Here is a 14,734-nt window from a genome sequence, read left to right on the forward strand (position 1 = left end):
CCGCGCCCGCCGGCGACACCGTGCACGTCATCCGCCGAAGGGGAGGCGCGCGCCGGCGCCGGCGCTAGAGTCGGTGCGGTGGCGACGCTGGTGTCGGTGAACGTGGGCCTGCCCAAGGACGTCGCGTGGCAGGGCCGGACCGTGCACACCGGCGTGTGGAAGGCGCCCGTCGACGGGCCGGTCATGCTGCGCCGGACCAACCTCGACGGCGACGGGCAGGGCGACCTCGCCGGCCACGGCGGCGAGCAGCGGGCGGTGCTGGTGTACCAGCTGGACTCGTACCGGCACTGGCGCGACGTGCTGGACCGCGACGACCTGGCACCCGGCGCGTTCGGGGAGAACTTCACCGTCGACGGGCTGCCCGACGACGAGGTGTGCGTCGGTGACCGGTTCCGCGTCGGGGGTGCGCTGGTCGAGGTGACCCAGCCGCGGGTCACCTGCTACCGGGTCGGCATGCGGCTCGGCGAGCCGCGCCTGCCGGCGCTGCTGGTCGCGCACCACCGTCCCGGCTTCTACCTGCGGGTCCTGCGGGAGGGTGCGGTCCGGGCCGGCGACGAGCTGGTCAAGGTCGCCGACGGGCCGGAGCACGTGACCGTCGCCGAGATCGACGCGCTGCTGTACCTGCCGGGGCACGACCGGGCCGCCGTCGCGCGGGCGCTGCGGGTCGACGCGCTCAGCCCCGGCTGGAAGGGGTCGCTGCGGGCGCTGCTGGAGGAGCCCGAGGGCCGGCCCGGCAACCCGGGGCTCGGCCCGGTCGCGCCGCCGCCGGCGTGGGCCGGGTTCCGCCCGCTCGTGGTGACCGGCGTGCACCAGGAGACCGCCGACGTCACGTCGCTGCGGCTCGCCGCGCCCGACGGGGCGCCGCTGCCGCCGCCGGTCGCCGGCCAGTTCCTCACCGTGCGGCTCGCCGCGGGGCTGGTGCGCAGCTACTCGCTGTCCGGGCCGCCCGGCGGTGCGTCGTACCGCATCAGCGTCAAGCTCGAACCGGGCGGCGCGGGCGGCACGTTCCTGCGCGAGCACGTGCGGGCCGGCACGACCCTGGACACCGCCGCGCCCCGCGGCGCCTTCACCCTCGACCGGTCCGACCGGCCCGTGCTGCTCGTCTCCGCCGGCATCGGCGCCACCCCGCTGCTGGCGATGCTGCACGACCTCGCCGGGCACGGGTCCGGGCGGGCGGTCTGGTGGCTGCACGGCGCCCGCGACGGTGCCGGCCACGCGTTCGCCGGCGAGGTCCGCGCTCTGCTCACGCGGCTGCCGTCGGCGCGGGAGGTGGTCTGCTACAGCCGCCCCCGCCCGCAGGACCGCCCCGGCGTCGACTACACCCGCGCCGGCCGCCTCGACGCCGGCGTCCTGAGCGGCCTGGACCTGCCGCCCTCGGCGGTCGCCTACGTCTGCGGACCCGCCGGGTTCATGGACGACGTCACCGCCGGCCTGACCGCGGCCGGGATCGTCGAGGTCCACCGCGAGCAGTTCACCGCCCTCGCCGGGTCGACACCGGGTATCAGCGCCGCGACCGCCGGCCCGCCCCGCTCCCGCCCGGGGCCGGGGCCCACCGTCACGTTCGCCCGCAGCGGCGTCACGGCCGGCTGGTCGGACGGTGACGGCAGCGTCCTGGCACTCGCCGAGGACTGCCGGGTCCCGGTCCGCTGGTCGTGCCGCACCGGCGTCTGCCACAGCTGCGAGACGGGCCTGCTTTCGGGCGAGGTCGAGTCGGTCCCCGAGCCCCTGGACCCGCCCGCCGCCGGCACGGTGCTCATCTGCTGCGCCCGCCCCCGCACCGACCTCGTGCTGGACCTGTGAGCCGCGCTGAGCGCCGCGAGCCGAACGCCCCGCTCCCGGGCCCGGTGACGCCGGGCAGGGTGGTCACGCGAGCAGGTCCTCGAAGCGCAGCGCCGCCAGCGCCGGGTCGTCGACCGCCGGCAGCGCCCGGGTCTCGTCGCCGCCCGACGGCACCGCCCCGAGCTGTTTGACCTCGTCGATCTTCGCCGCGACCAGCTTGGCGAGCCTGATCCGGTCGCGGTGGACGAGGTCGGGCAGCGTCCACGCGGCCGCGACCGCCTCCGTGCGCAACGCCTTGAAGTCGTTGCGACCGGCCAGGTAGGCCAGACCCGCCGCGTCGATCCTGGCCTGGATCGGCGGGGTCAGCCAGATCTCCGGCTCCGTCCGGCACTCGACCCGCAGCACCAGGTAGTCCACGCCGGTGAGCCGCCGCGGACCGCTGCCCGTGTCCAGGTGCAGCAGCCCGTCGGACATGCACAGGGTGCCGCCGAGCGACCCCGGCGGCGCGTCGACGATCACCGTGTGCCCGGAGCGCAGCACCCGCCCGCCGCCGCCGGCCGACTCGAACGTGCAGTGCACGCCCAGCACCGGCTGGTTCCCGGTCGCGTCGAGGACCACGTCGAGCCCGGCGCTCACCTTTCCCGCGATCGCCGCCGCGGTCGCCAGCGGCGGCCCGATGAGGCCGGCGAGTGCCCCTGCGACGTGCGCGGCGCTGGCCAGGGCACCCTTCACGGTCGCCCGGTACAGGGCCGCCTGCACCTCGACGAGCCCGCCGAAGTACGGCAGCAGCGGCGTGAGCGGGAAGTTCAGCTGCGCGCCGGCGCTCTTGACCACCTGCGGCGACCGGGTGAACGTGCTGAACTCCGCCCGTCCCGCATCACCGAACCCGAGCTTCACCCCGCCGTGCAGCGCGGCGAAGTGGTCGTTGCCCCACGTGCGCGCCTCGGCAAGGAATCCCTCGTCGAGCCAGATCCGTACGTACCCTTGCTCCGGGTCGAGCTCCTCGCCGCGCGGGTCGGGCAGGAACGCGAAGGTGACGTGCCCGGCCTTCGTGTAGAACCAGTCCTTGACGACGGTGAACACAGGTCCAACTCCTCAGCGGTCACGCAGGTACAGGATCACGTCGCCGACGGCCTGCGGCTCGGCGACCAGCCGCTTGACGTCGGTGGAGAGCCGCAGGACGTCCTTCGGCCGCGGCGGTCGCCGCCACCTGCCTTGCCGGTCGATGATGCGTTCGGTGAGCAGTCGTTCGAGGCCACGGGCTGCTTCGTCAGGCAGCGGTGGCACGACGAGCACGGCCGCCGCGCCGGCCTCCACCGCGGACTGCGCCAGTTCGATGAAGCCGGCGCGCTGGTCGGCGAGCGGTCGTGGTGGACCGTCGACGGGCTCGGCGGCGAGCACCAGGAGGATCGTGTGTCCGCCGATCAGCCTCCCGACGTTGAGCAGGCCTTCGCCGCCGGTGTTGTCGGTGCCGATCGCCGCCGCCGCGGCCGGCGGGAAGTAGCTCGCCGGCACGTCCTGGATGCGGAAGCGGGCGCCGGCGTACGTGTCGACCGGGGTCCCGGTGAACATGACGGCGGCGAACTGGTCCTTCCGGCCGACCACGATGCTGACGATCCGGTCGTTGACCGTGATCGTCCAGCGGTCGGTCGTCGCGGTGAGCCAGCGCAGCCAGCTCGGCCGCGGATGGCGGGCCGGCACGCTGCGGTACACGGCGGTGGACAGCGCATCGTCCGGCCCCAGCCCGGCCAGCAGGCCGGCCTCCCATGCGCCCTCGGCGTACGCGGGTTCGAGGGCCAGCTTGAGCGTCGCGAAGCCGGCCGACCGTGCGTCGCGGGCCAGGCCCGCCAACGCGTCGCCCGGGTCTGTGGTGTCGTCGACGACGACCGTGAACGGTCGGGCCCGCCGCCACCGCATCGTCAGCAGTGCGGAGGCGATGGCAGCCGAGACGCCGAGCCCGGCGAGGATCCACAGGACCCCGCCGACGCCGCCGGCGAGCATGCCGATCGAGAAGGTGACGACCGTGCCGGTGACCATGACCGGAATCTGCGACCATTCGCGTCGATATCTGAGCCCGTCCACCGCGAGCTCCGGCGCCCAGAGTGTCACCGCCCCGCCCCGCGCCGCGCTGGCCCGGTCGCGCCAGCCGGAGGACAGGACGGACACCCGGCGGCGTGTCAACCATGGCAGGGGCTCCGGCATCCGGCCGGCCCGCCGGTCGGCGAGGGCGGCGAGCGTGTCCGCCTGGGCGGCACCGACCGGGTCGAGGTCGCTGAGCCGTTCCGCGGCGAGCCGGAGCAGCGCCGCGCCGCGGTCCGGGTCGCTGAGCGCGAGCAGCTCGCCCGCGTTGAGCAGTGCCGCGCCGCACAGCCCGCGGGGCAGCGCTTCCAGCGCGGGATGGAGTCCGGCCCGCAGGTCGATGCGCTGCCACAGGTCCAGGACGTGCTCCAGGCCGGCACCACGGGGGCGGGCGCAGCCTTCGGCGCCGACGCCGGTGAGCAGCGCGTCGGCCAGCGCGTGAGGGACGGCGTCCGGGTCGTGCTCGGCCGGCCGGTTCGCGACCGGGGCGCCCGGGTCAGGGATCCGCAGCAGCGGCGCCAGCCAGCCGGCGGCACGCCCGGCCAGCCGCGGCGTCCCCGTGCCGTGCATGAGCGCGAGCGCCATCGCCGCCTCGTCGTGGACGGTGCTCGCGGTGGACGCCGCGATCGACGCCAGGCTCGGCAGATGTTCGCGGGTACGGTACCGGCGGCACAACCGGATCAGTGCGACGGTGCACTCGTCGATGGTGGCGGTGTCGACACCGCTGCGGTTGGCCGCCTCCAGGTGCTCCTGGAGCAACGAGGCGGCCGCACCGGCGCCGGTAGGGCGGCCGAGCCACCGCCCGCCGGCGTCGAGCAGTCGCCGGTCGGTGTAGCTGACGACCAGGGGGCGCGCGTACGCATGGGTCCAGCACGGCGAGGTGGTCCGGGGCAGGTACCGCGGGGGAGCGATCGACAAGGGACGCAGGCCGAAGCGGAGCAGGCAGTCGACGCCCAGCGAGGCGAGGACCGCGCCGTCGTGGTCGTCGCCGGCGCGCTCGCCGGCGCCGATGGCCTCGGTACCCATGGCGACGGTGGCCTCGTTGGCCCGCATCGCGCAGATCAGCAGCGCCTGGTGGCAGCGCAGGTCGAGCCGGCGCGGCCGGACCCAGTCGACGTACTCGGGGTACCGCGTGATCGCGGTGACGGCCTGCCACGCCCGTTCGGCGTACTCCAGTGCCTGCCGGGTGTGCCCGGCCAGCAACGCCGCACCGGCCAGTGCGAGCAGCCGGCCCGCCTCCAACGGGGTCCCGGGCGCGGGCGGCGCGGCGGCCAGGGCCGCGCGCACACCGACGGGCACGGGTACACCGGCGGCCAGACTGTCTTCGGTGCTGGTGAGCAGGGCGTCGATGGGGACGTCCGGCAGCGCCGGGTGGAACTCGGGCAGGCCTTCGACGAAGGCGAGGCTCGCGCGGTGGCTGAGTCTGCGGGCGGTCACCGGATCCGGGTGTGCGGCAGCGCTCTGCCCGACCGCCAACCAGATCCGGCTGACCCCCGCGGTCGAGCCGGTGTGCAGCTGCGCGGCGGCCTGGGTGGCGAGCACCGCCGCCGTCATGTCCGCACCGCCCCTGGCGACGGCCGTCGCCCGGGCCGTGGCGGCCGCCCGCGGGGTGACCTGAGCGGCCCACGCCCAGGCGCGTTCGTCCGCGACGCGCTGCTCGATGCCCGCCCACCACGCGGCCGCCTCCGGCACCGGCAGCAGGCGCAGCGCGGCCTCGATCGTCTCGACCGGCACGCCGGCGAGCGGCGTGGCGGCCACGACGTCGACGGCGTCGCGGCCCAGGCGCTCCAGGTCGCTGCCGAGCGTGTCGGCGGTGGCGGCGTGCAGGCGGTCGCGCAGATGCTCGTCGACGGCGATGACGTGCGGCTCGCCGGAGGGGCCGAGGGTCTGGATCTGCACCCATTCGTTGACGACGAGTGCCTGGAACGCGGCGTCGACGTCGACGCCGAGCCGTTGCAGGGCCGGGCCGATGAGGGCGCGGTCGAAGCGGCCGAACGCGGCGGCGACCGGCAGCGCGTCGCGGGCCGGGCCGTGCAGGCGGCCGATGATGCGGCGGCGCACGTACGGGTCGGAGGTGTCGGCGGCGAGCGTGTCGAGGTCGACGTCGGGTTCGGCGCGGACCCACTCGGCGTAGCCGGTCAGCTCGAACGGGTTGATCGTGCCGTGACCGTCGGCGGCGAGCCGCAGCACCGCGTCGCGGGCGGCGGCCGGGATCGCCATCCGGTCGAGGAACGCGTCGGCCTCGGCGGTGGTGTAGCCGCCGACCGGCAGCTCGCCGACGAAGTCGTGCGCGGCCAGCCGCGGGCCGGCGGCGCGGACCTTCTCGTCGTCGGGCCGGATCAGCGGGCGGCGGCCGGAGAACAGCACCCGGATCCCCGGCACGGCCTCGTGGACGAGCCGCAGCAGCGCGAACGTCTCGTCGATCGCGGGGGCGGACGCGCCGGGCGCGTACAGCTTCGACAGCTCCTCGCAGGTGTCGAGGATGAGCAGGACCGGGCCGGGCAGCGCCTCGACGAGCCGGCCGAACTGGGCGGCGACGTCGGCGCGTTGCCGCGCGACCTGCGCCGGGTCGGGCTCGGCGCCGGCGAGCTCCTGGTGCAGTCGGGTCGCCCCGTCGATGAACCGGCGGTAGCGGGCGGTGAGGTCGCGGCTGGAGCCGTACCCCAGCAGCTCACCGACGAGGGCGAGGAGCAGGTCGGCGGGGCGCTCCGCGGGGAAGCGCGGGTCGAGATCGTCGAAGTCGACACGGGCCACGGGGAACGGTGTCCGGCCCCGGTCGGTGGCGAAGCGGCCGGCCGCGAGGTACCGCACCACCATCGTCTTGCCGACGCCGCCGTCACCGCGCAGGTGCAGCGCCCACTGCCGGCCGTCACCGTCCAGCAGCGCCTCGACGGCGGCCTCGATGCCCGGCCGGCGCACGTAGTGCTGCAGGAACCGGTTGTCCTGGACGGTGCGGTGCGCCCGGTCGAGCCGCCACTGCGCCCGGCGGACCGCGTCGACGAGCGGACCCGGGCACAGGTCGGCGACGGTCCGCGCGGCCGCCACCAGCCTGACCGCCTGGGGCAGGTCGTCCTCGTCGACGAGCCGGTCGACGTCGTTGACGAGCGTGACGCCGGAGTCGTCGCGACGGTGCCGGTCGACCACGTCGAACCACAAGCCCAGGTCGGTGGTGCCGCTGTCCCGGTCGATGCCGCGCAGCGCGCCGGCGAGGTCGCGCAGCACCGCCTCGACGTCGACCCGCCCGCTGAGGTACAGGGCCAGGTCCGGCCGGTCCCGCGGCCGGACCCAGAACGCGTGGTCGCGGCCGGCGTCGGTGAGCACGCTGCGGCGTTCCAGGACGCCCGCCTCGGTGAGCCGGTCCACCAGCGCGACCAGTGCGCCGCGGCCGCCGAGGCCGGCCTGCACGGCGAGCCGGACCGTCCACTCCGGCAGCAGCGCGAACCTGGCCAGAAGGTCCGCCGGGAGCTGGCCGAACCGTTGCCGCCGGGCCTCGACGGTCCGGTCCTCGTGGGCCGCGGCGGCGCCGGTGACGCTGCTCATCGCAGCTTCCGGGTCTGCTGGTCGAAGACCGCGTCGTCGTCGGCCCGGACGAACTGGTCGAAGGTCACGAGCGTTTCGGCGATCTCGTACAGCTGGTCCTCCACGACGGCGGGAGAGCCCTTGGCCTTCAGGAACAGGTGCCCGATCCGCGTCGGCGAGGCGTGCCGCGCCGGCGCGTAGACCGGGTCCTTCTCCGGCGTCCAGGTCCGCCACGGGTTGAGCAGCACGGATTGGAAGCCGATCATCGCCTCGGCGGGGGTGAGCGGGGCCAGCTCACGGAACTCGTAGCCGTCCTTGCCGCGGTGCCGCTGCTCGAAGCGGTCCATCGACAGGCCGCGGCCGGCGGTGGTGCAGGCGGTGACGACGACGGGGATCCGGGCCTGGGTGGTGCCCAGACCGTTCGGCCCGGCCATGGCGAGCAGCACGTCGAGGCCGTCCAGCCACTGGTGGACCTCGTCGCCGAGCAGCACCGGCCGGGAGCCGGCGGCGAACGGGGCGCCGGCGGCGGCGACGGACCGTGCGAGGGCGTTGAGGTCGTCGCGCAGGCCGGCCCGCACGGTGTCCGGGTCGAGCAGACCGCCGGACTCGCGGAACCGCCGCACGTGCCGCGCCAGCTCGATGCCTCCGGCGTCGCCGGGCAGCGTGTCGAGGGTGTCGTCGGCGGCGAACACGGTGAGGTCCGGCCGGTCGACACCCAGCTCCTCGACGAACGTCACCGCGGCGGTGACCACCTGCACGACGAGCTGGCGCAGGGAGGTGGGGGCGCTGCCGTCCTGGAACGGGCCGAGCAGCAGCGGCACGTGTCCCAGCCGCAGCAGCCGGTACGCCATCTCCTGCAGCAGCCGGGTCCCGCCGAGCCGGCTGAGCCGGTGCGCCGACGTGATGCCGACGAACCCGACCGGTGGATAGACGGCGGGGTCGAACAGGTCGTCGGCGACCTTGAGCATGTTGTGCCGGCCGATGAACAGCGGCTTGCGGCGCAGCTCCAGGCTGGACGCCAGCAGCAACATCCGGCGGGCCGGCTCCGGGTCGACGACCCGCAGCGGCGGCGGCTCGCCGGGGCCGGTGCCCGCGAACCCGGCCGGCAGGAAGAGCGCGGGCATCGCCCAGTCGAGGTTCTCGGGCACCCCGCTGCCGGCGAGCGCGGCCCGGCGCCCGGCCGCCGCCGCCTCCACCACGGGGATGCCGGTCCGGACCGCATCGAGCAGGCGGCGGGTGTACAGGCGGCACGCCTGCTCGCCGATGTCGCCGGTCATCGCCACGACGATCGGGATCCCACCCGACACCAGCTGGGTGGCCAACGGCATGGCGTCCTCCGGCGAGCAGCCGCCGGCGGACCGGCAGGCACTGACGACGACCATGACCGGCGGCCGGCCACCCTCGGTGAATGCGTGCAGCAGCTGCCTGGCGTCGACGTCGCCGGCGTCGGGCTTGGACCCGCCGAGTTCCAGCACCGTGCGCCCCGAGTCGGTGTCGCCGTGCGCGACGAGGTGGACGATGTGCGGTGCGAAGGTGCGGCACAGGTCCTCCAGCTCGCCGGCGGTCACCTCCGTCTCGAAGCGGGAGGTGCACAGGCTGTCGGACTCGAACGCGCGCAGCAGCCCGATGTGGTGCACGCCGGGCCGGATGACCTCGTCGTCGGCGGATGAGCCCAGGGCCAGCAGGAGCCTCGGCTGTGCCGCGGGCTCGGGCATGGGGACCGTCACCGGGACGAGCCGGGTGATCGCCACGAGCGGCCGCCGGTGCAGGGCGAGAGGGCCCTGGCCGTCGTGCATCGCCTCCCACCGCAGCGGATGCAGGTCGGTCTCCTCGACGTCCCACGACAGGGCGAGCTCGACGCGTCCCGCGGCGACCACGTCCCGCCGGCGGCACACCTCCTGCCAGGACGGGGCGAGCATGCAGTCGAAGAGCCAGCGCCCGTATGCCCGCGCGTCGCCGGGGTTGGGCTGGCGGGTCTCGAGGCGGCCGAGCAGCGCGTCGATGTACGCGACGTCGGTGTCGGCGGTCACCGGGATGCGGCCGTGCCCGACCTGGCGGGCCGCGACCTCGTGCACGTGCCCGCCGACGTCCACGCGCCAGCCGGTGCCGCTGCGCTGCACGCTGACCACGACCCTGGGCAGGCTCACCCCGTCACCTCCGCCCCGGCGCCGGGCGGTCCTGATGCCGCGCCCCCGGTGACCGGACGGTCCAGCAGGCGGGCGGCGAGACGCTGTGCGATGGCGGCGACCTCGGCGGCCGGCAGCGCCGTGCCGAGCACGGGGTCCTCGCCGCACGCGCCGAGCGTGGAGACCAGGTTGCCGTGCAGGAGGCGCACGGTGCCGGCGGCCGGCGCGGCCTCCTCGCCCGCGGCGTACTGGTAGGCGGCGACACCGGCGGCGGTCGCGACCCGCGCGGCGGCGCGGTCCTGGAGTCCCGTCAGCTTCGGGGCGTCGCGCAGCAGCTTGCGGCTCCACTCGGTCCGGCGCTGCTGCTGCCCGAGCGGCGTGATCGGTCGCAGCAGCTCGACCAGGGCGGCGGCGACGACCCCCGCCGTGTCCAGGTGCGCGGCGGTCCACTGCCGGGCGGGCGCGCCGACCGGCGCCGCCTCGACCAGCGTCCGCAGGTCGGCCAGCGGGTCGGTGCCCTCCGGCAGCTGACCCGTGGTGTGCGCGGCCGCCGCGAGCAGCGCGAGCCGCAGCACCGGCGGCGGGTACAGGCCGCCCTGCTCGACCCGGATCATCACCGGCGGCAGGTCCTGCTGCAGCTCGCGTACCGCCCACGCCGCGGCCGGGCCGACCATGACGACGGAGTAGACGTCGGCGAACATCTCCGCCGCCCAGCTCAGCCACGGCGCGGCCGGTCCCGGCGCCGCCCCTGCCGGCGGGGCCGCGGCCTGGATCGCGCCCCGGATCGCCGTGTGGGTCTGCTCGCGCAGGCCTGGCAGCTCGAGCTGCACGTGGTGCGCCGTCTCGTGCGCGGCGAGGACCAGCCACCAGGCCCGTCGTTGCGCGGCGGCGGGCAGCGCGATCGCCGCGACGGGCAGCTCGGCGACGAACTCGGCGACGAGCGAGTCCCCGGCGGCCCGCAGGTCCGTCGGCGGGGTCTTCCGCGGGGTGGCGAGCGCGTCGAACCGGTGGTCCAGGTACACGACCGGGGCCGGTGGCACGGGCCGCCGGAAGGCGTCGAACGCCGTCGCCCAGCACGACCACACCAGGGCGTCGGCGGCCCGCAGCGTCGCGCCGGCCGTCGCGTCGTGGCGTTGCTCGTACTTCTCGGCGTACCAGCGGAACAACCGCCTGGCGAGCATGAGGCAGTCGTCGAGGTGCCGGCAGCGGGCATAGACCGCGTCGGCGTCGGCGTCGGCGTCGGCGTCCGCGCGGACACGGGCGAGGTCGGCGGTCACCTCGTCGGCCATCGCGTCGAGGGTGGCCCTCAGCACGGTGAAGTGCCGGCGGAACCTGAGGAACCCGGGCGCGCCGGTGTGATGGTCGAACCAGTCGCCCCACTCCGCGCGGACGGCCGCGGCCGACTCCGCGACCTCGTCGACGCGGCCGGCGACGCGGCCTCGCCGATCGAGCGCCATGAGTCGGCAGCGTAGCGATCCGCCCACGGATCGTGTCAAGACCTTTGTTCGGATGTCGCCGAAGCGGGATCCGATCCGGGACGAACGGCCTAACCCAGGTCGGAGGAGGGGGAGCGGGTCGGTGCGACGGAGGTGTTCGCATTTGGCGTTTCGGCGATGCTGCCGGACGATCGTGGAGGCGTGACCGCACCGGCGGCACGCTACGTCTGGCGGGGTGGCAGGGTGACAGGTGCACTGCGGGCGGTCAACGAGCTGGTCGACGCGCTGCATCATGCCCGTCCGGAAGACCTGCCGGCGATGGCGACCCGGGTCGCGGCGGGGCTCGGGGCGCTGGACATCGAGCTGTTCCTGGTCGACTACGAGCAGGTGGACCTGCTGCCGCTGGCCGGGGAGCACGACATGCCCGGCGAGCCGGTCCACATCGACGGCACCCTCGCCGGGCGGGCCTACACCAGCGGTGAGCCGGTGCGCGCCGGCACCCCCGGCGACGAGCGGATCTGGGTGCCGGTCGTCAGCGGCTCCGACCGGCTCGGGGTCCTCGCCGCGCACGTGGGCGCCCCGCCCCGCGACGACGCGGCGTTCGTGCGGGACCTGCGGGTCCTGGCGGCGGCGTTCGCCGGGATCGTGGCGTCGCGGCGCACCTACGGCGACGCCCTGGAGCGGACCCGGCGGCGGCTGCCGATGCAGCTCGCCGCGGAGATCATCTGGAACCAGCTGCCGCCGCTGACGTTCGCGACCGGCGACGCGGCGGTCGCGGCGATCCTCGAGCCCTGCTACGACGTCGGCGGTGACGCCTTCGACTACGCCATCAACGGCTCGACGCTGCACGTGGCGGTGTTCGACGCGGTCGGGCACGGGATCGCGGCGAGCGCGCTGACGTCGCTGGCGATCAGCGCGTACCGCAACGCCCGCCGCTGCGGGCTGGACCTCGTCGACACGTGCCGGTCGGTGGACAAGTGGGTGCACGCGCAGTACCCGGACGGCTACGTCACCGCGGCGCTCGGCGAGCTCGACATCGACACCGGCGGCTACCGCAGGATCAACGCCGGGCACCCGGAGGAGCTGCTGCTGCGCGGCGGGCGGCTGGTGCGGTCCCTGCCCGGGCCGACCGCGCTGCCGCTCGGCCTGGGCTACCTCGGCGACGGGCGGCCGGTCGTCGCCGAGGAGCGGCTCGAGCCCGGCGACGCGCTGCTGCTCTACACCGACGGCATGGTCGAGGCCCGCACCGCGGACGGCGAGCAGTTCGGCATCGACCGGCTCGTCGAGTGCGTCACGAAGGCCCTGGCCGACCAGGTGCGGCCGGCCGAGACGATGCGCCGGCTGGTGCGCACGCTGCTGTCCTACCAGCGCGACCAGCTGCAGGACGACGCGACCGCCCTGCTGCTGGCCTGGGACCCCCGGCCCTGAGCCGGCCCGTCAGGCCGGCCCGTGCACCGGCCGGCTGACGTTGAAGCCGGCCCGCAGCAGGTCCTCGTCGCGGGACGACGAGCCGACCAGCAGCTCGAAGTCGCCCGGCTCGACCACCCGTGCACCTGCCGCGTCGACGAACGTGCACGCCGCCACGGGCAGCTCGAGCGCCACGGTGCGCCGCTCGCCGGGGGACAGCGACACCTGCGTGTAGGCCTTGAGCTCCTTGTCGGCCCAGGTCGCCGACGTGACGGTGTCGCTGACGTAGACCTGCACCGTCTCCAGGGCCGGCCGGGTGCCGCTGTTGTGCAGGGTCACGGTGGCCCGCAGCGTGTCGGCGGCCGTCACCTCGGTCTGCTCGATGCGCAGGTCGTCGTACTCGACGGTGGTGTAGCTCAGGCCCTGCCCGAACGCGAACGCCGGACGCTGCGTCAGGTCGGCGTAGCGGCTGCCGTGCTGGCCGCGGATCTGGTTGTAGTACGTGGGCTGCTGACCGGAGTGCTGCGCGAAGGAGATCGGCAGCCGGCCGGTCGGCTCGATGACACCGAGCAGCAGCTCGGCGATCGCGCGCCCGCCGCGCATGCCCGGGTTCGCCGCGAAGATGATCGCGGCGGCGTTGAGTGCCGACGGCGGCAGCACGAGGGGCTTGGAGCTGATCAGCACCACCATGAGCGGCGTGCCGGTGGCCGCGAGCGCGTCCAGCAGCGCGACCTGGCCGCCGATCAGCTCCAGCGTCGCGGTCGACTTGCCCTCGCCGACCAGCTCGATGTGGTCGCCGACCACGGCGACGACGTAGTCCGCGGCCTCGGCGGCGGCGACCGCCTCGGCGATCATCGCGGGGTCCGCCGGGCTGGGGTGCACGATGTGCGGGCGGGGCTGGCCGTCGGGGAAGAACTCGCCCTCCGGGTCGGGGCCGACGGTGAGGATGTCGGCGCCGCGGGCGGTGGTGACCGTCCAGCCGGCCGGGACGACGGCGCGCAGCCCGTCCAGGACCGTCTCGGTCAGCTCGCGGGGGTGGCCGTCGGGCAGCCACTCGGTCTGGCCGGAGGCGCCGGCCCAGTCGCCGAGCTGGGCGTGCTGGTCGTCGGCGTTGGGCCCGACCACGGCGACCGTCCTGCCCTCGCCGGCCATCGGCAGGGTGCCGTCGTTGCGCAGCAGCACCAGGCTGCGGCGGGCGATCTCGAGGTTGACCTCGGCGTGCGCGGGGGCGCCGATGACCACCGCCTGGCGGGCCGGGTCGGGGTGGCGGGGCTGCTCGAACAGGCCCAGCTCGAACTTCAGGGTGAGGATCCGGCGCACCGCCTGGTCGATGTCGGACTCGTCGAGCATGCCCTTGGCGACCGCGTCCTGGGCGCCCTCGAAGAAGCCCGGAGTGGTCATCACCATGTCGTTGCCGGCCTTGACGGCCGCGGCTGACGCGGAGGCGTAGTCGACGTGGACGCGCTGCTCCCAGACCATCCGCCCGACGTTGTCCCAGTCGGTGACGAGGGTGCCGGTGTAGCCCCACTCGCCGCGCAGCACCTCGTCGAGCAGCCAGCTGTTGACGGTGATCGGCACGCCGTCCATCGACTGGTAGCCGAGCATGAACGTGCGGCACCCCTCCCGGGCGACCCGCTCGAACGGTGGCAGGAACCACGAGCGCAGCTTGCGCCGGGAGATGTCGGCCTCGCTGGCGTCGCGGCCGCCCTGCGTCTCGGAGTAGCCGGCGAAGTGCTTCGCGGTGGCGAGGATCGCGGTGGGGTCGGCCAGGCCGTCGCCCTGGTAGCCGCGCACCATCGCGGAGGCGAGCTCGCCGATGAGGAACGGGTCCTCGCCGAACGTCTCGCTGACCCGGCCCCACCGCAGGTCACGGGCGATGCACAGGACGGGGGAGAAGGTCCAGTGGATGCCGGTGGCGGCGACCTCGACGGCGGTGACCCGGGCGACCCGCTCCACGAGCGCCGGATCCCAGGAGGCGGCCATGCCGAGCTGGGTCGGGAAGATCGTCGCGCCGATCCAGAAGGAGTGGCCGTGGATGCAGTCCTCGGCGACCAGCAGCGGGATCCGCAGGCGGGTGCGCTCCACCAGGGCCGTGGCCTCCAGGACGCGCTCCGGCGAGGCGTGCAGGATCGAGCCGGCGTGCATGTCCTCCACGAGGTGGCGTACGCCGTCGCGCGCGTTGAGCTGCAGCATCTGGCCGACCTTTTCGGGCAGCGTCATGCGGGCGAGCAGGTCGGCGACGCGCTCGGCGACGGTGAGCGTTGGGTCGAGGTAGGGCAGAGGCGCTGGCACGGAGTTCCTTTCAGGCTGGTCAACCCAGACGATACGCGGGAGAGCGCTCTCTGGAGAACCCCCCGCGGCCGGCGGTGACGCAGCGTGTTCCGGGTC

General features: G+C 75.1%; 7 protein-coding genes. 2 read left to right on the top strand and 5 right to left on the bottom strand.

What is annotated here, in order from left to right; genetic code table 11:
* The first annotated feature begins 78 nt into the window (after positions 1–78).
* Entirely contained in the window at positions 79–1,800 is a 1,722-nt protein-coding gene (locus OP18_RS14315) for an MOSC and FAD-binding oxidoreductase domain-containing protein (protein ID WP_033359341.1), read from the top strand.
* 63 nt (positions 1,801–1,863) lie between these two features.
* Here the strand turns inward: OP18_RS14315 and OP18_RS14320 are convergent, their stop codons facing one another.
* Genes OP18_RS14320 through OP18_RS57115 form a run of 4 tightly spaced genes read right to left on the bottom strand, consistent with a single transcriptional unit; the run spans position 1,864 to position 10,960 of the window.
* The gene (locus tag OP18_RS14320) at positions 1,864–2,862 is read right to left on the bottom strand and encodes a hypothetical protein (protein WP_033359342.1); all 999 of its coding nucleotides are present in this window, start codon (positions 2,860–2,862) and stop codon (positions 1,864–1,866) included.
* 12 nt (positions 2,863–2,874) lie between these two features.
* Positions 2,875–7,398 carry a hypothetical protein gene (locus OP18_RS14325; protein ID WP_033359343.1) on the bottom strand — a complete coding sequence of 1,508 codons (4,524 nt, stop codon included), beginning with the start codon at positions 7,396–7,398 and terminating at the stop codon, positions 2,875–2,877.
* Positions 7,395–9,524, bottom strand: coding sequence for a CHAT domain-containing protein (locus tag OP18_RS14330; protein WP_052386709.1), 2,130 nt, complete (start codon positions 9,522–9,524; stop codon positions 7,395–7,397). Before OP18_RS14330 ends, OP18_RS14325 begins: the two co-directional genes overlap by 4 nt.
* Complete coding sequence (locus tag OP18_RS57115; protein ID WP_033359344.1) at positions 9,521–10,960, bottom strand: hypothetical protein; 1,440 nt, start codon at positions 10,958–10,960, stop codon at positions 9,521–9,523. The genes OP18_RS14330 and OP18_RS57115 overlap by 4 nt, the downstream gene beginning before the upstream one ends.
* A 222-nt stretch (positions 10,961–11,182) precedes the next feature.
* Here OP18_RS57115 and OP18_RS14340 point away from each other — a divergent pair, with 222 nt between their 5' ends.
* A complete protein-coding gene (locus tag OP18_RS14340) occupies positions 11,183–12,367 on the top strand; it encodes a PP2C family protein-serine/threonine phosphatase (RefSeq protein WP_211273545.1) in 1,185 nt (394 codons plus the stop codon).
* A 9-nt stretch (positions 12,368–12,376) separates the two neighbouring features.
* On the opposite strand, the gene OP18_RS14345 is transcribed toward OP18_RS14340, so the two are convergent.
* The gene (locus OP18_RS14345) at positions 12,377–14,638 is read right to left on the bottom strand and encodes an exo-beta-d-1,3/1,6-glucosidase (protein WP_033359345.1); all 2,262 of its coding nucleotides are present in this window, start codon (positions 14,636–14,638) and stop codon (positions 12,377–12,379) included.
* Positions 14,639–14,734 lie beyond the last annotated feature (96 nt).

It is taken from the genome of Dactylosporangium aurantiacum (assembly GCF_000716715.1).
GTDB lineage: Bacteria > Actinomycetota > Actinomycetes > Mycobacteriales > Micromonosporaceae > Dactylosporangium > Dactylosporangium aurantiacum.